The sequence below is a fragment of the Bradyrhizobium sp. STM 3562 genome, from assembly GCF_045571435.1.
GTDB lineage: Bacteria > Pseudomonadota > Alphaproteobacteria > Rhizobiales > Xanthobacteraceae > Bradyrhizobium.
Window position 1 is genome coordinate 2,377,992 of sequence record NZ_CP120694.1, and the last position, 18,831, is coordinate 2,396,822.

19 protein-coding genes and 5 pseudogenes are annotated in these 18,831 nt (G+C 61.5%); 17 read left to right on the forward strand and 7 right to left on the reverse strand.

What is annotated here, in order from left to right; all coding sequences use genetic code 11:
* Positions 1–113: 113 nt before the first annotated feature.
* Together P6U23_RS10880 and P6U23_RS10885 are read right to left on the reverse strand one after the other, a co-directional pair.
* Complete coding sequence (locus P6U23_RS10880) at positions 114–1,409, reverse strand: hypothetical protein (protein ID WP_407179684.1); 1,296 nt, start codon at positions 1,407–1,409, stop codon at positions 114–116.
* 1,291 nt (positions 1,410–2,700) lie between these two features.
* Positions 2,701–2,979, reverse strand: coding sequence for a DNA -binding domain-containing protein (locus P6U23_RS10885; RefSeq protein ID WP_407179686.1), 279 nt, complete (start codon positions 2,977–2,979; stop codon positions 2,701–2,703).
* A gap of 77 nt (positions 2,980–3,056) precedes the next feature.
* Between P6U23_RS10885 and P6U23_RS10890 the strand changes: the two genes are divergently transcribed.
* The 8 genes and pseudogenes from P6U23_RS10890 to P6U23_RS10925 form a co-directional block, all read left to right on the forward strand.
* Entirely contained in the window at positions 3,057–3,302 is a 246-nt protein-coding gene (locus P6U23_RS10890; RefSeq protein WP_407179687.1) for a helix-turn-helix domain-containing protein, read from the forward strand.
* Positions 3,303–4,005: 703 nt separating this feature from the next.
* A complete protein-coding gene (locus P6U23_RS10895; protein ID WP_407179689.1) occupies positions 4,006–4,659 on the forward strand; it encodes a hypothetical protein in 654 nt (217 codons plus the stop codon).
* A 373-nt stretch (positions 4,660–5,032) separates the two neighbouring features.
* Positions 5,033–5,962 (forward strand): ArdC family protein, encoded by a 930-nt coding sequence (locus P6U23_RS10900; protein ID WP_407179691.1) that lies wholly within the window; start codon positions 5,033–5,035, stop codon positions 5,960–5,962.
* A 67-nt stretch (positions 5,963–6,029) separates the two neighbouring features.
* The gene (locus tag P6U23_RS10905) at positions 6,030–6,251 is read left to right on the forward strand and encodes a hypothetical protein (protein ID WP_407179693.1); all 222 of its coding nucleotides are present in this window, start codon (positions 6,030–6,032) and stop codon (positions 6,249–6,251) included.
* Positions 6,252–6,386: 135 nt separating this feature from the next.
* A pseudogene (locus P6U23_RS10910) lies at positions 6,387–6,601 on the forward strand (zincin-like metallopeptidase domain-containing protein); the annotation flags it as partial.
* A 109-nt stretch (positions 6,602–6,710) separates the two neighbouring features.
* The gene (locus P6U23_RS10915; RefSeq protein WP_407179694.1) at positions 6,711–7,085 is read left to right on the forward strand and encodes a hypothetical protein; all 375 of its coding nucleotides are present in this window, start codon (positions 6,711–6,713) and stop codon (positions 7,083–7,085) included.
* On the forward strand, positions 7,085–8,146 hold the full coding sequence (locus tag P6U23_RS10920; RefSeq protein ID WP_407181408.1) for a toprim domain-containing protein: 1,062 nt from the start codon (positions 7,085–7,087) through the stop codon (positions 8,144–8,146). Before P6U23_RS10915 ends, P6U23_RS10920 begins: the two co-directional genes overlap by 1 nt.
* A gap of 371 nt (positions 8,147–8,517) precedes the next feature.
* A pseudogene (locus P6U23_RS10925) lies at positions 8,518–8,733 on the forward strand (hypothetical protein); the annotation flags it as partial.
* Here P6U23_RS10925 and P6U23_RS10930 read toward each other — a convergent pair.
* Entirely contained in the window at positions 8,731–9,810 is a 1,080-nt protein-coding gene (locus P6U23_RS10930) for an IS630 family transposase (protein ID WP_407179696.1), read from the reverse strand. The pseudogene P6U23_RS10925 and the gene P6U23_RS10930 overlap by 3 nt on opposite strands.
* Before the next feature lie 56 nt (positions 9,811–9,866).
* Here P6U23_RS10930 and P6U23_RS10935 point away from each other — a divergent pair.
* Positions 9,867–10,580, forward strand: a pseudogene (locus P6U23_RS10935) (DUF2493 domain-containing protein); the annotation flags it as partial.
* Between the two features lie 765 nt (positions 10,581–11,345).
* A pseudogene (locus P6U23_RS10940) lies at positions 11,346–11,501 on the forward strand (DUF736 family protein); the annotation flags it as partial.
* A 137-nt stretch (positions 11,502–11,638) separates the two neighbouring features.
* Here the strand turns inward: P6U23_RS10940 and P6U23_RS10945 are convergent.
* Positions 11,639–11,941: a DUF736 domain-containing protein gene (locus P6U23_RS10945; protein ID WP_407179698.1), complete on the reverse strand. Its 303-nt coding sequence runs from the start codon at positions 11,939–11,941 to the stop codon at positions 11,639–11,641.
* 388 nt (positions 11,942–12,329) lie between these two features.
* Here P6U23_RS10945 and P6U23_RS10950 point away from each other — a divergent pair, with 388 nt between their 5' ends.
* The 5 genes and pseudogenes from P6U23_RS10950 to P6U23_RS10970 all read left to right on the forward strand — a co-directional run.
* On the forward strand, positions 12,330–13,556 hold the full coding sequence (locus P6U23_RS10950; protein ID WP_407179700.1) for a tyrosine-type recombinase/integrase: 1,227 nt from the start codon (positions 12,330–12,332) through the stop codon (positions 13,554–13,556).
* Positions 13,550–14,464, forward strand: a complete 915-nt coding sequence (locus P6U23_RS10955; protein WP_407179702.1) for a tyrosine-type recombinase/integrase — start codon at positions 13,550–13,552, stop codon at positions 14,462–14,464. The genes P6U23_RS10950 and P6U23_RS10955 overlap by 7 nt, the downstream gene beginning before the upstream one ends.
* Positions 14,461–15,468, forward strand: coding sequence for a tyrosine-type recombinase/integrase (locus P6U23_RS10960; RefSeq protein WP_407179704.1), 1,008 nt, complete (start codon positions 14,461–14,463; stop codon positions 15,466–15,468). Before P6U23_RS10955 ends, P6U23_RS10960 begins: the two co-directional genes overlap by 4 nt.
* Positions 15,469–15,951: 483 nt before the next feature.
* Positions 15,952–16,251 (forward strand): DUF736 domain-containing protein, encoded by a 300-nt coding sequence (locus P6U23_RS10965; RefSeq protein ID WP_057196369.1) that lies wholly within the window; start codon positions 15,952–15,954, stop codon positions 16,249–16,251.
* A gap of 168 nt (positions 16,252–16,419) precedes the next feature.
* Positions 16,420–16,590: pseudogene (locus P6U23_RS10970) on the forward strand (DUF736 domain-containing protein); the annotation flags it as partial.
* Between the two features lie 195 nt (positions 16,591–16,785).
* Here P6U23_RS10970 and P6U23_RS10975 read toward each other — a convergent pair.
* Positions 16,786–17,013, reverse strand: coding sequence for a helix-turn-helix domain-containing protein (locus P6U23_RS10975; protein ID WP_407179706.1), 228 nt, complete (start codon positions 17,011–17,013; stop codon positions 16,786–16,788).
* Between the two features lie 197 nt (positions 17,014–17,210).
* On the opposite strand from P6U23_RS10975, the gene P6U23_RS10980 reads away from it, so the two are divergent.
* Complete coding sequence (locus P6U23_RS10980; RefSeq protein ID WP_407179708.1) at positions 17,211–17,489, forward strand: DNA -binding domain-containing protein; 279 nt, start codon at positions 17,211–17,213, stop codon at positions 17,487–17,489.
* A gap of 91 nt (positions 17,490–17,580) precedes the next feature.
* Here P6U23_RS10980 and P6U23_RS10985 read toward each other — a convergent pair whose 3' ends face one another.
* Entirely contained in the window at positions 17,581–17,832 is a 252-nt protein-coding gene (locus P6U23_RS10985) for a helix-turn-helix domain-containing protein (protein ID WP_407179711.1), read from the reverse strand.
* Positions 17,833–17,911: 79 nt separating this feature from the next.
* Here P6U23_RS10985 and P6U23_RS10990 point away from each other — a divergent pair, with 79 nt between their 5' ends.
* Complete coding sequence (locus tag P6U23_RS10990; RefSeq protein ID WP_407179713.1) at positions 17,912–18,196, forward strand: DNA -binding domain-containing protein; 285 nt, start codon at positions 17,912–17,914, stop codon at positions 18,194–18,196.
* A 259-nt stretch (positions 18,197–18,455) separates the two neighbouring features.
* On the opposite strand, the gene P6U23_RS10995 is transcribed toward P6U23_RS10990, so the two are convergent.
* A complete protein-coding gene (locus P6U23_RS10995) occupies positions 18,456–18,701 on the reverse strand; it encodes a helix-turn-helix domain-containing protein (RefSeq protein WP_407179715.1) in 246 nt (81 codons plus the stop codon).
* Between the last annotated feature and the right edge of the window lie 130 nt (positions 18,702–18,831).

Consider the following 18,831-nt stretch of genomic DNA (forward strand, 5'->3'; position numbering starts at 1 on the left):
GGGGGCAGAAAGGCATGACAACGGCGGCTTACCTCACCGTGCCAGCCGTTAGTGACAAAGCGGTGTACGCGCGCGGCGGCGAGCGCAAAGAGGCAACGCGCGAAGTTTCACAGTCAATCAAGAGATTGCACGTTATTCCAACAAATGACGAGCGCTGCTCTTGTTCGCTCATCTCGACGCTTCTTGGAGCCCGAGATCAGCTGTTTACGCGTGCGCTTAGCGTAGGTTGGCAGTTGGCGTGTCGATCGATGACGTGCGGCGGCTCTTAACTCAGCGTCTGTGAGATCGCTGTCGGCCCCCTCAGTGAAGCCACCATGACGAAACGAGGTAAATGAGAGTTCGCCTCGAAGCCCAGCTGCTGCAACTATCTTCTTTACGATACTCCGGAGGTAGCGCAGATCCTTGCGTTCTGTGATCCACGGGAGCGGGGTACGTGACCTGCGGTGCTCATGATCGCGCCGAAAGACCAGTCCCGAGACGATCGCTTCCTTGATGGCGTCGAGCTCCGCCATCAATTCGGGAAAAAGAGGCTCGCCAGTTTCGTCGAACAGGGGCCACCAAGCTTCCTCGCCATTCTTCGGATGCACAATCTTCACGCTGTTCGGCCGCTCTTTTGGTCGATAGTGAGAGATCTCGAAAGCGCCAAAGACGTGTTCCTCGCGCTGCAACCACTCCCAAGTCAATAACGCGGCCGTTCCGACTGAGCCGTATCCAAGCTGCTTCGCGGCCGCTCTAAATGCAACGAGCTCGTCCCAAGTTGCCGTGGGCGTTTGACGCGCAGCCTGGCCAGGCGCTCGGGCTTTAAGGCCCATCCGCGAGAATGGGTTTATCGCCGGCACTTTCGTTTCTTGAGCGCGCTGACCAACAAACCATGCTCGCCTGCAGGCGGTCATGGCTGCATTTGCAAAGCGGCGGCGCTCGCGCTTGACTACGTTGCCCTCTGCGTCTTCGTCTTCCACGACCAGCAGCTTGGCGTAAACTGCATCCACAAATGCTTTCGTGAAATCAGAAAGTTGCTTTGAGCCTGCGCGGCTACCATCCTTTAATTGGTGGTTCGCGAACAGCGCCAGCCCCTGTTCATATAATCGCTGCGTTTTGTGGTCCACTTCTTTCCACTTTTGATGTGCGCGGAAGATGCTGACCAACCAATCGAAACTGCCGGGCGTGGGAGAAGCTGGAACCATGTCGGTCAATCCTCTTGAACGCCAGCTGTCGAAGGCGGGCAACAGCACATTCTCGGTTCGGTCCACGGCAGCCGCGTAGTCATCACCCAGTGCTTCAGCTTTGACATGGCAGCCCTGCTTGCGAGCCCAAGTCGGCGGTTCAAAGAAGTATGCCCATCGACCAGTTTTCAATGGTTTTGGCCGGCAATAACGGGGAAGTTTCGACGGAGCTTGGGTTAATTTCATACAAGAGAGGCCAAATCTTCCGATCTGTTATGACCCATAGCCCTGGTTTGCACAGTGAGGCTATCGATGACGGCCTTCGACCACACTGGCTGCCGCATGCGCCCCGTTCCATGATAGCCGATTGGTGGTGGGGCCTCCCCGCGCCGGACGGCGCGTGCGAGTTCTGCTGTATCTCGATAATCGAGGTAGGCGGCGGCCATGTCGGCGCGCATGAGTGCAGGCCACGTGCCGACCGGGGGATACCGGGCGGGGAGGGGAGTGCGTGTTGCGATGAACGCCGGTTCGCGCATCAATGCAGTCGATTTGTAAATGTCTAACCTATATCGGTTACTAAGCCGCACGATCTCTCGAGTGATCCTGGCCTGGTGTAAGATCCGGAAAGGGCCGATCCAGCGTGGCTTGATCTTTTTATCGCTCTTGGCCTGCATGCTTCCAGGACTTCCGATCACCTCCACCTCGGTATGTAAAGCTGGACTGCTTCAGAGAAAAAGGGGCGGCGAGAGCAGGTGTGGGAATCGGCTGGCGCGGAGTGGAAATAGGACGCGTTATGCAGACTGACAGGAGCGATCACGGTCTCTCGGGTACACGGACGAAGTACGGTGGGTGAGAAAGTGCGCCGATGTTGCTCTGGCAGCACCGAAGCTTTTGCCCTTGGCCTCTCGATGAAGATCATTAAGCGCGATGCACGAACGGTTCGCACCTAGGTTGCCCGGCGGTGCAGTCAATATTATCGCAGATGGACTTATAGACGGCCCGATCGCGCCTGAAGGTCGCTATCAGCGACAGAGCGCAGGGAATGCCTAGATCGAGTAGCGATGCGGCAGATCTACTTGGTGTGGCAATGTTCGGCCGCTGGAGGAGAGTCAGTTGCTTCCGTAGCAAAATAAATCGGCATTCCGACAAACGTCCCGCTAAAGCTGCATTGAACCTGCAGTCGGATTTCCTCTTGTCGGAATGGCACGATATCAAATTCGGGTAGTTCGGACGAGCTAAAGGTTGGAATGTCGGGGGTTCGATTCAGGGAAGCGCTACGAGCTTTCTCCACACTGCGCGAACCTACACGACATCGTTCTTCCGCGTGGGCGAGTTCTTCGGTGTCCTATCGGCTGGCCCGAACGCCGTTTTGGGCTGTTGCACGGCTCAACACCCCGAAGACCATCCGGAACCTAACCATGAAAAGGCCGGTCAGGCGAAACCAGACAAACAACAGGCCCATCGTATCGCCTCGCCGGCTGGCATTCGAAGCGAAGAGGCGCGTGCCGACATGCCTCTATCCAAGAGACGAATTGTTTTACTTGAGTGCTCCACCGCGAAGTAACTGACGGTAACCGCGCTCTGACATCCATCTTGCGCGAGACAGATAGCTCTCAAATACATTGCGTGCACGCGTCGGCTCGCGATCTGGATCAATGCGCAGCACTATTCGTACAACTTCTGTCCAATCCGCACCCTCGGCATCGGCGTCAAGGAGACGCCAGTATGTTGCCAGATGCTGCTCATCGTACGGCGTCAGCATTGGGTCGGTGGGCGCTAAGTCGGCAACATCGGGATCAAGCGGCGGCGTGGGCATGTCAGGCCAAAATATCTGGTTTTTAGATAATCTGAAATTCGTATTATTTGGACGCCCCGTCAAGAGCGGGGTGGGCGGTGTCCAAGACGATTCGGTCGGTCAGGCATGAGGCGCTTCGGATGCTCATTCGGGACCGACGAAAGGCGGCAGGACTGACCCAGGCGCAACTTGCAAAGCGCCTGGGCCGCTATCAATCGTATGTCGCGATGATTGAAGGCGGGGAGCTGAGGATCGGCGTTCTAGAATTCCTCGACATTGCAAAAGCAATCGGCTTTGATCCTGGCTTGGCCATCCGGAACCTAGGCAAGATAGAGGAACCCTGAGGTAAGCTGCCACACCTCTCCCAATCCAGCCCTTCGCGACCGGGTATGCAGGGGCTGAGTCGCGTTGCCTTGCGGCTTGGACCTGCATGGCGAAATCCGACAAATCTGTCCCTCACCTGGCGTGGAGGCCGCGGCCAGCTTTGCTGGTCGGAACGATAAGTGCTGCCCACAGTACTCACTATCGCTTTGATGGCCTTGAGCGACCGGCGCAACGTGATGGACATCGATCGCCTCCATTCACATGGCTTGATCTGTGCGCGTGCGGCACGTGCCGCAACGGGCTCTCGTAAAACCGAGCCGGTTTCCGTCTCGGCCCTTCGATCGCTTCGATCCCTCGCGCTTAAAACTGTGTCCCTCGCCGGAGGCACTCGCCCCCGGGTCCTGTCGCGTTCCGCGCCGGCGCTATGCTGACCCTCCTGCGGGTGCCTTGTTAACCGGTCTCGGGACAGCAGTCGGTCCCGCGTCCCGCCTGAAGGCGGCGCGATGCTGACGCTCCTGCGGCTGCTCTTTTGCGCGGCTCGCGCCCGCGAGTTGCTCCGCTTCCAATCTCTTCCATGTGACTGCGGCCACTGCGGCCGTTGCCGACATCGGTGCCACTCTGATCGCTAGGACGACCTCGTCGCGCACAATGAAGCGTTCCCTCGCCATGAGGGCCGGCCGGACCGGGCGCTGCGCGACGGCGACGCAAGTTCGCCTGCGTGCAGTGCAGCTTGACGATCTGCCCGGCCCGATCGCGGACCGCAAGCGGTTGCGCACCATGCTCGCCCATCTCGGCCGAACCTTGCATGTTGGCTTTCTCAACGATTGCCTTTTCGACGCTGCGACCGCGCTGTCTCTCGCAGGTTCGCCCGATCCTGAACGGGTCGCGCCAGCTCTGTCGCGACGTAGCCCGGATCGCTGCCCCAACGCCTGCCTGACCGCGCGCCATCTCAAACCATGGCGGGCCTCGATCGCTGAGGGCGAAGCCCCTGCTCACCGACGCTTGCTGTCCCCGCTGCAACGCGCAGCCATCTCCCGGGACGACGAACGTAAGCGCCGGCTGATCGGACCGCTTACGGATGGTGGTGCACAAACGGGTCCGACGAGCGCGGCGGTCTTGCGGGCGGCGATGGTAAGATTGCTCGATGGTCGACCTCCGCGCACGAATGGCGCACTCACCGTCGCCAACCTGGCGCGTGAGGCGGGCGTCAGCCGGGCCACTGCGAACCGTGCCGCCGATCTTCTCGCCGCGTGTCGGGCCGCCGAAGCCCACCAACGGCGATCATCTCCCCACGCTTTGAAGCAGCGCATCCGCACCCTCGAAGCCGCGCTGGGAAACCGTTCGCGGTGCCGAGATGCCCGAGCAGCGAAATACTGACCCGCACGCTCGCCCAGCACATCCAGATGCTGACGTTGCAAGTCGCCGAACGCGATGCGCAGATCACGCCAAGAATGAGCTGGCCCAATCGCGTCAGGCCAACATCATTCCGCTATTACGGCGCTTACCTCGCGACAGGGCAGGCTGAGGGCCGCGCCACATCCTCATTGCGCATGGTCCCGCGGCGGCCGCGCGCATGATCACCGTCCCTACTGTGCTCGCCCGTCGAGGTAGGGCTCGGTTGTGGCAGACGCTGCCGACCCGTCAACCCTGTTCCGCACCAGCAACCGAGAACAGGGTGTGACGGGCCGGCCTGCCGCGTCTGCCCCTGATGCCTCGCCCTCGACGGAGAGGGCGAGCACAGGAGAGACCGATGACCACAAATCGCAACCACCAGGCCCAAGCCAGCAAGGATATCTACGAGCGCGTCACCAACCAGATCATCGCCGCCATCGAGGCCGGCGCCGGCGAGTACCGAATGCCCTGGCATCACGACGGATCGTCCATTGCAAGGCCGATCAATGTCGCGTCACGCAAGGCTTATCGCGGCGTCAACATCGTCGCACTCTGGGCTGCGGCGCGCGCGATCGGGTATCGGAGTGGCATCTGGGGCACCTATCGCCAATGGCACGAACTCGGCGCTCAGGTGCGCACGGGTGAACGCGGCCATCTAGTGGTGTTCTGGAAGCAGTCGGGCCGTGACCACGAGGTCGATCGTCAGAACGGCGATGATGATCGTGATGAACCGGCTAAACGTATGTTCGCCCGCGGCTATGTCGTCTTCAATTGTGCGCAGGTTGACGGCTACACGCCGCCCGAGATGCCGGCGCTGCCGGAGACCGAACGCGTCGCGCATGCCGAGCGCTTCTGTGCGGCGCTTAGCATCGACATCCGGCACGGCGGCTCTGAAGCTTACTACGTCCCATCCAGGGACTACGTGCAGATGCCGGCGTTCGCCAGCTTCCGCGACGCCATTGCCTACTACGCCGTGTTGCTCCACGAGTGTGGGCACGCCTCGGGAGCCAAGCATCGCCTCGATCGCGATCTCAGCGGACGGTTCGGCTCGGCCGCGTATGCCATGGAGGAATGCATTGTCGAGCTGCTCAGCGCCATGATCTGCACCGACCTCAATCTGAGTGTCGAGCCGCGACCGGATCACGCCCGCTATATCGCGTCCTGGCTCAAAGTTCTGCGCTCCGACAAACGCGCCATTTTCACGGCCGCGAGCAAGGCACAAGAGATCGCCGACTGGATGCATGCCCTCCAGGCCAACACTCATCAGCACAGCAGAGGCGCCGCGTAGGCACCTCTACTAACCGACGCTTCACTGACCTTCGGATCGTGCTATACATCGCTAATGGAGTAGACACATGAGCAATAAACGGCATTCTGTCACCAGTCGTTTCGACGTGATCATCGAGTTCTTGAACGATGATACGGTCTATGGCGCCGAGCGATATGTGATCGAGGCCACGGATGCCAACGAAGCTAAGCGGATCGCCCTTCAGCGTTCCGAGGATAGCCTCTACGACGACGATCGCATTCCCGACCGCAGGCGAAGAGCGCTCATAACATCCCATTTCGATGACTGATCGATATCGTCGCGTCTGAAGGGCGCGGTCACACAAACTGTCTCATTTCAGCCCTCGTCGGAAATAGGCCGGGAAACCGGCCTATTTCCGTAACTGATATCCTCCGAGACAGATTGACTGTCCAGACAACGCACCGAAATCTCCGCCGCCTTTTGCTGCGCGTCGCTGCGCATCGTCCCAACCGTGCGGCATGCCGATTACATCCGCGCCTGGCTCAAGTCCTTGCGCGAAGACAATTGCGCGATGTGGCTGCCTCGCAGGCCAGCAAGGTTACCGACTGTCTTCTTGGATTCCTGCCAGAGGCCGCGGCGGCCACAACGGCGCAAGCTGCCGATTGCGAGGCCGCATGAACGATCTTCGATTTGTTATCGGAAAATAGAGTGAGAGGGCGGAGCGAGTTTCCGCGACGGGTTGGGGGCCGAGAGAGAGGCTTTCGGCCGCTCGTCGTGGAGAACAAGAATGTTAAAGGCTGCCCAAAAGATCGCGTTGTCGTCCTCGCACGATGTCTCCTCCAGCAGGATGGTGCTGAGCCGGTTGAATGTCCGCCAAGCGAATGCTGGTGTCTCGATTGAGCAATTGCCTAAGAGCGTTGACCTTGCCAGTGGCCCGCAGCTTTGGCGCGTCCGCGTCATAGACGCGCACCGCATTGGGCTTTCGGGCTTCAGCGTGGGAATGCCCGACCGTCTCAAATCCTACGGGCTCTTCCACGAGATCATTTCCTGGAAGCTCCGCAGGGTCGTCGTCGCCGCCGCCATCAGCGCCGCCAGAGTTATGGCTGAGGTCCCGGAACGCTACTACCCGGTCGACGGCGTCTGCGAAGGCGCGGCCGCGTGATGCCACGCGATGCTGCCGAATTGGCACACCGCCTCGCGCGCGAGGCCGAAGCGGTGTGCCGCCACTATCTCTCCAACGGCCGGCGCGTGGGCGGTTACTGGCTGATCGGCGATGCCCGAAACACGCCGGGACGCTCCACGTTCGTCCGGCTCAAGGAATCCGCGAAAGGACCAGCGGGCAGATGGACGGATGCCGCCACGGGCGAGCATGGCGATCTTCTCGATATCATTCGCGAGAGCATGGGCTTGAGCGAGTTTCGTGATGTTGTTGCAGAGGCGCGACGCTTCCTCAACCTTCCGCGTCCGGATCCGCAGCGACTGGCGCAACCCGTTCTTACAGCGATCGGGGGCCGATCGCGAAAAGCAGCCCGACGACTGTTCGCGATGTCGGGGCCGACTGAGAACACCATCGTGGAGGCGTATCTGCGCAGTCGCGGCATCGCCGAGGCGTACCATGGTGGTGCCCTGCGCTTCCATCCACGCTGCTACTACCGCCCGGACGACAAGTCGCCCACAGAGGCCTGGCCGGCGATGATAGCTTGCGTCACGGATCTTGCTGGCCGAATTACTGGCGTGCACCGAACCTGGCTCGATCCGGCAGGCTTTGATCCCGTCCGATTGGGTAAGGCCCCGGTCGATACGCCGCGGCGGGCAATGGGCGATCTTCTCGGCAATGCGGTCCGATTCGGGGGGGCGAATGACGTGCTCGCGGCCGGTGAGGGCTTGGAGACCATGCTCTCTCTACGCTATGTACTGCCGACCTTGCCGATGGCCGCCGCGCTTTCGGCCAGTCACCTGGCCACGATGTTACTCCCGCCTGGGCTGCGCAGGCTCTATATCGCCCGGGACGCCGATACGGCCGGAGATGCGGCTGTGACAGCCTTGACCCAGCGTGCCAAAGCGGTCGGTATCGAGGCGATCGCATTGTCTCCTCTGCTTGGCGATTTCAATGAAGATCTGCGCAGCTTGGGCGTCGAGGACCTTCGGGCAGCCTTGCGCATTCAGATCGCACCGCAGGACCTCGGCCACCTCTTGCCTTCGGGGACAGCGATCGAGAAATAGGTCCGGCGTTCGAACGCGAAGTCGACGGCCCGGTCAGGGCGAAGCCCTGCCGTCGGACAGAGCCGCGCCCGGCCTTCTAGAGGGCGATCGGACGGCCCGCGCACCGGACCGGCAATGGCAGAAGTGCGGCTATTTTCCGCCGGCGGCGATCAAGACAAAGATAAGCTTTGGGTGATGCCGCCTTTGCATCGCGAGGCAAAATAGCCGCACCTCTGCCATCCTCCGCTGCCGCTTCGGTCCTCCGCTTCCACCTACGCCCTGGGGCTTCGGCGGACACGTCGCTGCGGGTTCTGGTCCGTCGCGCTCGCCGTCTGAGAGATCGCCACGAAGGCCGCGATGGGCGCGGCCGATCCGGCAAAGGACCTCTGCCCATGACCGATCGTGACGACACCGAATTCGAACCGCCGCACACCGCGTCTCCAACCGATCACGTTCTGACCGAATTGCAACTCTTCGGCTACCGACCGTTCAGCGACGAGCCTGATGGTAGGCCGCTTCCCGAAGGCAAGACGATCGCGATCGCCGTGGCCGACATCTTCGATGCCCTCGTAGGGACCCTGAGCGATACCCGCATGGAGCCCGACCTAGTGTTGTGACTCTAACGCTTGTTTCGCACGGGCGACTTTTTCGAGGATTTCGCCTGCGGACTTGGTCCAGATGAAGGGCTTTGGATCGGCATTGTGGTTTTCCAGGTATTCCATGATCGCGCTTTTCAGTTCGGCGACATTCTCGAAGGTGCCGCGGCGGATGCGGTTTCGAGTGATCTCGGCAAAGAAGCGCTCCACCATGTTGAGCCAAGAGGCCGAGGTCGGAGTGAAGTGCAAATGGAAGCGTGGATGCGCCTTGAGCCAACGCTTTACGGCCGGCGTTTTGTGGGTCGCATAGTTGTCAACGACCAGATGCAGGTCGAGGCCGGGCGGGGTCTGCTGGTCGATCAGCCTGAGAAAGCGAAGGAACTCACGATGCCGATGGCGTGGCATGCACGTCCCGATCACCTTGCCGTCCAGCATGCTGAGTGCCGCGAACAAGGTCGTAGTGCCGTTGCGCTTGTAGTCGTGGGTCATGGTGCCGGCGCGGCCCTTCTTCATGGGCAGACCGGGCTGGGTACGATCGAGAGCCTGGATTTGGCTCTTTTCATCGACGCAGAGGACCAGCGCCTTGTCCGGCGGATTGAGATAGAGCCCGACCACGTCTTCCACCTTGGCAGCGAAGTTCCTGTCGCGCGAGACTTTGAAGGTGTCGACGAGATGCGGTTTCAGTTCGTGCGCATGCCAGATACGCTGGACGCTGCTGTAGGAGAGGCCCACCGCCTTCGCCATGCTGCGCACGCTCCAATGGGTCGCATTTGGCGGCTTCTCGTGCAGCGTCATGTGCACAACCTGCTTGATCTTTTCGGGCGACAACGGTTTGACGCGCGATGGCCAGGTCGCGTCCTTCAGCAGCCCGTCCACGCCTTTCGCCAAGTAGCGCTGACGCCAGCGGCGCACGGTCAGCAGGCTCTTGCCAACCGCTGCCGCAATCGCCTCCGCCGTCAGTCCATCGCTTGCCAGCAACACGATCCGTGCTCTCCAAACCACCTTCTGCGGCGTGTTCCGGCCCCGGACCAGCCGCTCCAGTCGCTCACGATCGGTCGCGCCGACCGCAATCTGTTCGATCTTCCTCATCGGCGCAGACTTGCAGGTTCGCGCCGATTTGTGAATCGTCTGTCAATGACGGAACACTAGAAGACCTGCTCTGGTCGACTGTCAATCTGTTCCATCGCGCCACGCACCATATCGAGCGCGAGCTCGACGGCAACGAACAAGCGCAGCGGAAGAGTCAACGTGAGCAGGACGGCTCGGAGATCCGATCGGTCGAACTCGAGCGGCTCACCGCGGAGGGCATTTCGTTGATCGAGCGTCGCAACTGCATGGAGGTCTTCCGCGATCAGGCCATCGAGCGCTTTGAGGCCCACACCGGCTCGTTCTGGCGGCCCCGCTCCGGATCACTTGTCAACCACCGCTCCCTCACTGCGGCGATGATCGACTCCAGAGATTTCCTCTCCGCAAAACACCACGCCGAGACACAGGTGATGCTGCCGGCCGGACCCAAGGTCGCACTGACCGGTGGCCTCGACTTCAACGACCACCGTCTCATCTGGGACCGTCTCGACAAGGTCCACGCCAAGCACAGCGACATGGTTCTACTGCACGGCGGCTCGCCGAAAGGCGCCGAACTGATCGCCGCCAAATGGGCGACGAACCGCAAAGTACCGCAAATCGCCTTTAAGCCCGACTGGATAAAGCACGCCAAGGCTGCGCCGTTCAAACGCAACGACGCGATGCTGGCGCTGGTGCCAATCGGAGTCATGGCCTTCCCTGGCACCGGCATCCAGGACAACAAGGCGAGGCGGCTCGGCATTCCTGTCTGGAAGTTCGGCGATGGCGGCGCGTAAGCGCCGTTCTCATCGTCAAATCAGGTGCAATTGCATGGCCAGTGCCCAGCGTCTTGATGCGTGGTCTCGCACATATTTTAAATCGTGAACTGGTCTGGAAGGCGACCTCCACCATCCTCAGCATTGGAGCCTCGTCGTTGGTCTGGCGCAGTATTGGAGCGCGCCCGTCTCAATCGGGCAGAGCGGTTCTCGGCGAGGCTATCCGTCTTTGCGGCCAATACGGGCGACGGGTGATCCTTCGCTCCGGGTCTAACCGTTTGGTCGGCACTGATCGGGCCTGTCGATCTGTGCCGTGGGGGGGGGGACCCCTTCGGAGCGCAAGAGGACCGGGATGCCGATTGTTCGGCGCAGCGCGTAGTGGAAAGTCGCCCGGTCGCGGTCGCAGTTGCATTCCGGCAAAGGATGTCCGTCTTTTCTCGTACGCTGTTTCTTTCTCTACGCTGGATCGAGCCGACCTCTTGCAGGCTGCAGCCGATGCTAGCCACGTCTTCTCCTCGTGGTGTTCGGCGCGCGGACGCACCTGGCCTCTCGATGGCTTGATCTGGCCGAAGACCGGCTGCGCCTCGATCGTCTGAGCCGCAACGCCGTCGTCGAGACTTTCTTCCCCTGGGCTGAAGCCCATTCCTCGCGGGCCAAGAAAGTCTCCCCGACGGCGTCCTCCGCTGCGCTCCGGCCCGTAACTGGGTGCGTCGCCGATCGTCCTCGCCAGCTGAAGCGCCATCGAGGCCGCGGTGGTCGCGGGCTCGAAACAAAAGGAGAAGTGACATGGCTATCATCGGTTCTTTCAAGAAAGTCGGCAACGATCTCCAGGGCGAGATCATCACGCTCAGTTTGCAGGTCAGGGGCGTCCGCATCCTCGCAGACCCCGATCGCCTCAACGAGAACGCGCCCAGCCACAGGGTCTACGTCGGCCGCGCCGATTATGCGTAGCGCGGGATTATGCGGAGTCGTTGGCTGGTAGCCGCGGTTTTCCAGGGCTTTTGGCGCTGTGTCGCTCCGCATAATGACGGGGCGCTGTCCGCGGCGCCTCGCGTGTTTGCGAGACGCCGCGGTGTAGGTCAGCGCGACCAAATCAGCGCACACTCGCCATCGTCGCCTTCGAAGAGGTTGGCGTAGATGGGCGCAGTGAAGGACGGATCGTCGAGCTTGACCGAGTGGTAGGAGCGGTTGTCCTTCGAGGTCCGGCGCCAGGCGGCACCGATCTCGACGCCTGAGACGATCACGCGCAGGTCTGGCGCCTTATCGCTGGTGGAGGCGGGATCGCTGGGGACGATGCGCGCCTTAGCATCGATCGCGAGCGTCTTGATGGTGCCGGTATAGGAGCCATCGTTGCTGCGGGTGAACGAACCGATCTGGGACATGGTGGATCTCCTGTGCTGTGTTCAAGCCCGCGACCATCGCGGCCTTGTGGCGATCGAAAGCCCCGGGACGGCCGACCCGCACCGTCAGGCCGCAGCGCATGCGAAGGACGGCGTGCGGCGATCTTGTTGCTGCGCGAGGAGCGGCGCAGCCGCGGGGAAGAAGATCGCCGGCACGCTGTTGCGGGGACCAGGCCGGGTCGCAGACTGCATCCCGGGGCAGATCCGCCCAGCAAGGCCCGTCGGTCGCAGGGCATCACGGCACGCCCGGAGAACCGCCCGGCTCCAGTCGGACACGCATGGCACGAGCGCCCGACACAACCGCTGACTGACGTTCCGAACAGCAACCACATCGACCATAGTCCTGCCTCCACATGCAGAAGGGGGCGACATGCCGACAGGTGTTTATGTCCGTAAGAACGCGGTCTGGGACCGATTGAAGGCGGGAATGGCCGCAGACCACGCGGTCGACTTTACTCGATGGCTCCGTGGACGCCTATATACGTCACTGACCATCTCCGAGAGGATGCGGCTGCTTGCGAGTTGGACGCACTGGGCGCGCGGGGAAGGCTACACGCTGACTGCAATCCGTGAGGCGCACGCGGCCTCGTTCTGCTTGATCGAAGCGGGACATCGGCCGCGCTTCCGCGGCGACCTCAACAAGGACGCGGTCGAGTGCGCCAAGCTGTTCATCGCCTACCTTGAGGATCAAGGCCTGTTAATGCGATTGCCGGCTAAACCGGCAGCGCCACTGGTTGTCGAGTTTGCGGCTTGGGCCCGCGAGCAGCGCGGCCTGGCTGAAACGACGCTCGCCGCGTATCTTGGGACGATTACTCCCTTCGTCGATGCGCTGGGAGATATCCCGACGGCCTACGACGCCGTGACGATCCGGGCATACATGATCGAACGTGCGAAGGCCGTATCGGTCGAGCGCATGAAGGGCATATCGGTCGGCATCCGCGCGTTCCTGCGCTTCCTGATCGCGACAAGACGATGTCCGCCTGGGCTCGACCACGCCATGCCGAATGTTGCGGGATGGCGGCTGGCATCGATCCCGCGCTTCCTGCCTGATGCCGATATCGCGCGGATCATCGGTGCGTGCGACGGGGAGCGGCGCCTGCGCGACCGAGCCATCATCCTGCTGTTGGTCCGGCTCGGGCTTCGGGCGAGCGAGGTGGCGCGGCTCAGCTTCGACGATATCGACTGGCGGCAGGGCAGCATCCGCCTGTGCGGCAAAGGCCGGCGCGAGGAACTGCTGCCGCTCACCCAGGAGATCGGCGACGCGCTGTTCGCCTACATCGAACGCGGCCGGCCGGCACTGGCGACACCATCCCTGTTCATCACCGAATATGCGCCTCTGCGGCCAATCGACCGCATCACGATCAAATGCCTGGTCAAGCGCGCGCTCAAGCGTGGGGGCGTCGAGAGCCGCTACAAGGGTGCGCATATCCTGCGCCACTCGGCGGCCACGGCGATGCTCCGCCACGGCGTCAGCTTGCCGGGCGTGAGCACGGTGCTGCGCCACCGATCGCAGGCGATGACGGCGCATTACGCCAAGGTCGATATCGCGCTGCTGTCGGGCATCGCGCAGCCTTGGCCGGGGAGGTCGCCATGCTGATCGATGATGTTGATCGCTACATCGAGCTGCGCCGCTCGCTCGGCTTCAAGCTTAAAAAGACCGCCCGACACCTCACCGCGTTCGCGCGTTATGCGGCCGACCGGGGCGATACTCATGTTCGCCGCGAGACCGCGATCGCTTGGGCGGCGGCCGTCTCGTCGACGCCGCGCAGTCACCAGCGGCGGCTTCAGGAGATCGCGCTCTTTGCACGCTTCCTCTACGCGGAGGATCGCGAGCATGAAGTGCCGCATCATCCCCGCAGCCCTGCGACACGTCCGGCGCCCTATATCTACACGCGGGAGGAATTGGCGCGCATGCTCGAAGCCGCAGGCAATCTGCGGCGCCAGAAGCCAAGCCCGCTCAGTCGCCACATCTATGTGATGCTGATCGGGCTGCTCGCGTCGACGGGTCTGCGGATCTCCGAGGCTCTGAACCTGAGGTTGGACGATCTGCTGCCCGACGGCGTGCTGCACATCCGCCTGACCAAGTTCAACAAGAGCAGGCTCGTGCCGATGCACCCCAGCGTGGTCGAGGCGCTGCAGGCCTATCTCGCGATACGGCGGCGGTTCGCCGGGATGGATGACCATGTGTTCCTGTCCGTGGATGCCAAGCCGATGTCGCTTCGGACCGCCCAGAGCAACTTCTATGTGATCCTGCGCAAGGCTGACGTCGGTCAGAATCGGTCGCGACGTCCGCGTATCCATGATCTGCGCCACACCTTCGCGACGCGTGTGCTGGAGCAATGCGCGACGCGTCGTGATGACGTTGCGCGCGACTTCGTCGCTCTCTCCACTTATCTCGGCCATGCGGACATCCGGCATACCTACTGGTATATGGAAGCCACCCCGGACCTCATGGCCGATATTGCAGGTGCTGCCGAGGCGCTGATCGCCGGGGAGGTCGCATGACGCCGATCGCCCCGCTCATCACCAACTTCATGCGCGAACACATGCCGCCGCAGCGCGGCTACAGTCCGCACTCCTGCGAGACCTATGCGTATAGCTTCCAGCTATTGTTCGCCTTCGCCGCCCAGCGCCTGCACACGCGCCCCTCTCTGCTCCAGCTCGAGCAGATCGATGCAGACATGGTGGTCGCGTTCCTGCATCACATCGAACATGACCGCGGCAACGGTCCGGCGACTCGCAACCTGCGGCTCGCCGCGATCAAGTCGTTCATGCGCTACGTCGAACTGCGGCATCCTGGCGCCTTGGAGCAGGTCGCCCAGATCAATGCGATCCCAGGCAAGCGTCATGACCAGAAGCTCATCCGCCATCTGACCATGGACGAGATCCGCGCCGTGCTCAATGCTCCGGACGCCACGACACGCCTCGGACTACGGGATCGGGCGATGTTGCATCTGTGCTTCGCCGGCGGCCTGCGCGTCTCCGAGTTGATCGGCCTCACCCTGGAAAACGTCACGCTGCAACCGAGGCCAAGCATCCTGGTGTTCGGCAAGGGCCGGCGCGAACGCAGCCTTCCGCTATGGAAGGAAACCGCTCGCGACCTGCGCGCTTGGCTATCAGTGCGAGGAAAGCCGCCAGCGACAGAGCTGTTCGTCAACGCCCAAGGGATGGCAATGACCCGCGCCGGCTTTGAGTATATCCTCGAAAAGCACACAAAGGCCGCTGCGGCTCGATGCCCGACCCTGAACGGCCGAACGCTGTCGCCACACCTTCTGCGGCACAGTTGTGCGGTCTTGATGTTGCAGGCCACACGCGACATCCGCAAGGTCGCGCTCTGGCTTGGCCACGCCGATATCCGCACCACGGAGATTTATCTGCGCATGGATCCCTCTGAAAAGCTGGAGGCGGTGGAAGCGGTCATTCCGCCGGCGCTGCGCCGTGGACGGTTCAAGGCACCAGACGCGCTGATTGCCTCGCTGTTGGAGAAAGCATCTCTGCCTTCAGGGTGAGAGACGTCGGGCAGCCGATCGTTACGACGAAATACCTTTGATGCGCTGTGACGTCGCGGCATCACCGCGCCGTCCCGCACGAGCAATCGAGCGCTTCTCCATTGGGTTGGGATTGGCGAAGCAAAGTGCTGTGGCTCAATCGCGCTTGCCGTGATGGTGTCGCCGTCGCGGCGGTGGTGAGGCCTTTGAGCCGTTACTCTCCTGTCGGGCTGTTTGGCCCACGTCCATACCAGCCTTTTGCTGGCGGATCACGCGCCACAATACGCTCGCTGCGCTCGCCGACCTTTACCTGCAATGGCTTGTTCGCGATCTTCTTCCCCTGCCGCCAAGCGGCGGCATTCCTCGCGAGGCAACAAGATCGCTCAGCCCGCCATCCTCCGCTGCGCTGCGGGCCAGAAGCTGCGGGTCGGTCGTTGCGGCGCTCAAAGATCGCCATCAAGGCCGCGATGGTCGCGGGCTTGGGAACAGCAACAGGAGATTACCATGGCTCAGATTGGCACCTTCACCCGCGCCGAAGACGGCTCATACACCGGTACTATCAAGACGCTCTCGCTCAACTTCAAGGCGCGCTTCCTTCCTGCCGAACCCTCCGAGAACGAGAAGGCTCCGAACTTGCGCGTGGTGGTCGGTAATGTCGAGATAGGTGCCGCGTGGCAGCGGACCTCCAAGGACAACAACACCGTCTACCACTCGGTCAAGCTCGACGACCCGTCCTTCCCGGCGCCGATCTATGCCAACCTCGTCGCGGTCGATGACGGCTACGCGCTGGTCTGGTCGCGCTGACCCGCGCCGCTGCGGCGCCTCACCTCGTGCGAGGCGCCGCGCCTTCTCTCCACGGGATTATGTGGAGCGGCGCAGCCACAAAAGCCCTGGAAAACCGCGGCTACAAGCCAACGACTCCGCATAATCCCGCGCTACGCATAATCGGCTTTATGCGGTGCACCGCATAACGCCGAGATCGGAGCGGCCTGGTCGAAGCGCTCCGAGGAGGGCCGGGACTATCTCTCGCTCAAGCTCGACGACCCCTCGTTCAACGCACCAATCTATGCGAACCTGTTCGACGATGAAGACGGCGAAGGTTACACGCTGCTCTGGTCGCGGCCGCGGAAGAACGGTGAGTAAGACTCGCGCCCCGCCCGAGTAGATCGGGCGGGGCTCTTCCTTTCCAGCCGACGGCAACACACGTGCGGGCAAATTCTAGATCGTTCGCGTCTCCAGTTCGGCCCGGAACCGCCTGGTGCCGAGGGTCTGGGCCCCCGGGCGGGCTGGTGATCGCCGCTCATGCTGACCGGAGCGCTTGGGTTGTAGCCTTTCGCCTCAATCCGACTTCGATCGCGAAGGCCGCTTGAGAAGATCGGCTGCTTCAACACCCAATGCCTGGGCTAGGTTATCAACCACATCGATAGTGGCGGCATAGACGCTCCGCTCGAGCGCGCTAACGTAGGTCCGGTCGATATCCGCGCGGTGCGCCAACTCCTCCTGAGACAGGCCTTTCACCTGTCGGAGTTTTCTCAAATTTAGCGCTAGTACCTCTCGGATGTTCATACCCGGGAGGGCATCGCCTTGCAGAGTATTTCACCACGGAGTATTCTCTACAAAAGGCGGGCGAGCATTTCCCGCTCTGATGAGCCCACCCTTGGTTGTGAGGTCGATCGGCAGAATGCAGCTAAAGGCGAGGCCTTCAATCAGTATCAGACAACCACACCCACCACCCGGGACCGCATTGTTCTTGCGGGATTTTCATGCAAATTCCGCCGCTTGACCCAGATGTCGCTGATTTGGCGCCCACAGATGCGGCCCTGACGTCCTATGACGAGCAGCATCTGGTGACATACTGGCGGCTTCTTGATGCTGAGGCCGACCGCGCCGATTGGCAGGAAGTGGCGCGGATTGTGCTGCATATTGACGCCGAACGTGAGCCGGCTCGCGCTCGCAGTGCATACGACAGCCATCTGGCGCGAGCAAAATGGGTCGCGAACCACGGCTACCGGCATTTGCTCCGCGGTGGCGCGGCCAAATAGGAAGAATTTGCTATACGGAGTTCGCAAGCGAGGGCAGATTCCTCGCCGAAAGCGCGGTCACGTACCACGCGATCCAACATTAGGAGTCCCACTATCTTCGCTTTGGCGTTTTTGGGCTCTCGTTGCGAAATTCCTCATCAGGCAGAACCAGATCGACGTGACTGACGCCGAGCGTGCTTGCGAGCTCGAACAGCGTCACAATGGTAGGATTTCGCTCACCGCGCTCCAACCCGCTGATGTACTGTTGAGTGAAACCCGACGCTTCCGCAAACTTCTCCTGCGTAAAGCCCTTCTGCTTCCGCAGCCGCGCGAAATTCCGGCCCACCAACCTGCGCATGTCCATCTGCGCAAGTTGCCTCTTTACATATTATGAGGTTTATCTCCTATAATATGTATTCCCAGATCGTTCCTGCAGGATTTTCATGCAAATCTCGTCGCTTGACCCAGACGTCGCTGATTTGGCGCCCACAGATGCGCTGCTGACGTCCTATGACGAGCAGCACATGGTGACGTACTGGCGGCTTCTTGATGCCGAGACCGAGCGCGCCGATTGGCAGGAAGTGGCGCGCATTGTGCTGCATATTGACCCGGAACGTGAGCCCGCTCGCGCTCGAAATGCATATGACAGCCATCTGGCGCGAGCAAAATGGATGGCGGAGCACGGTTACCGCCATTTGCTCCGCGGCGGAGCTGCCAAACAGGAATAATTTGTCATCTGGAATTCGCAAGCGAGAACAGGCTTCTCTCCTGAAGCCGCGATGCTCTGCACGCATCACGTGATGCATATTTGGCAACTCAGCCTACAACCTGGAGTTCTGTAACATTCCGCTTTCGGGCAGGGGATCTGAGCGATGTCGCAGGTGCGCGAATTTCGACGAAATGTAAGTCGGAGGCTTCGGCGTCGCGACGATTGACGAAAGGAAGCCGAAAATCTGTGCGGGCCACCGTCCCGCACCGGAGCGAAAATTACGGACGAATCTTGGACGCTTTTTCCTCGAGCAGTTCTGCAGGTCGAACTTCGAGCGCTTGAGAAATTTCCCAGATTGTGAGGAGGGTTGCGTTCTGTAGCCCTCGCTCCATGCTGCTGATGAAGGCGCGATCGACGCCCATACGTTCTGCAACGGCCTCCTGGCTCAGGCCGAGGGCCAAGCGAAATCGACGCGCATTTGCTCCAAAGACCTTGCGAATATCCATCCGCAGGATAGGAAGCAATCGCGTATTTTGACGCTACGTGTTATAATACGCGGAAAAAGCGGCGATCGGCGCGGTCCACGGCGCGCATTGCGAGTAGTGCACGATGTCCGTCAAACCTCGCTCTGAGGAATTTCGTGCTGGATCTGAA